General features: G+C 57.6%; 1 pseudogene. It reads left to right on the top strand.

The window, feature by feature from the left end:
• Nucleotides 1-130: 130 nt before the first annotated feature.
• Nucleotides 131-566, top strand: a pseudogene (locus tag ABJ99_RS25550) (hypothetical protein); the annotation flags it as partial.

Raw genomic sequence — 566 nt, 5'->3', positions numbered from 1 at the left:
GGTTTGGGTTTTTGTTTGGAAACCAAACTCTACCACCGGTTGCGTCCGGCACCCTTTCCCCACGAGTCCGTGCGGTCCTGCCCGCTCATGTTCAACGGTCTGCTGTCCAGCCGTATGAGGCCCACTCGCTATGAATACGCCAACTGACTTCAGCACAGCAACACTTGTCTGGTCGCAGTTAACGCCAACCCAACTCGGCTACTATTGGTTCTGGAATGGAACAGAAGGCATGTCCCCTCAGCCTTTTGCGCTGACCGACGTCCGTCAAGCACCCAGCGGTTGGTGGTTGGAAATGACAACACCACCGGCTCCCCTGTCAGCGCCAAAACAGGTACAGGGCTCGCTCTCGATAGAGCTTCTACGTGAGGCGCTGGCCTTGGCCGTGCGCCACACGATTGAAAACGACCCGCCCGAAGCCCGCAAAGCCTGGCTCACCGAACACCACGTTTGGGCTCTGTACCCAGCACTGTATCGGGATCTCGCCCGCGCACTGATCGACCTCGATCCATCGTTACAGGTGCCCAATCAGAACGATCTTATCAGACAGCTTGCGCAGTCCCATCTGA

This window comes from Pseudomonas syringae pv. cilantro, assembly GCF_001293775.1.
GTDB lineage: Bacteria > Pseudomonadota > Gammaproteobacteria > Pseudomonadales > Pseudomonadaceae > Aquipseudomonas > Aquipseudomonas syringae_P.
The sequence above is the reverse complement of the archived record's forward strand: the minus strand, read 5'-3'. Positions and strand labels throughout refer to the sequence as shown.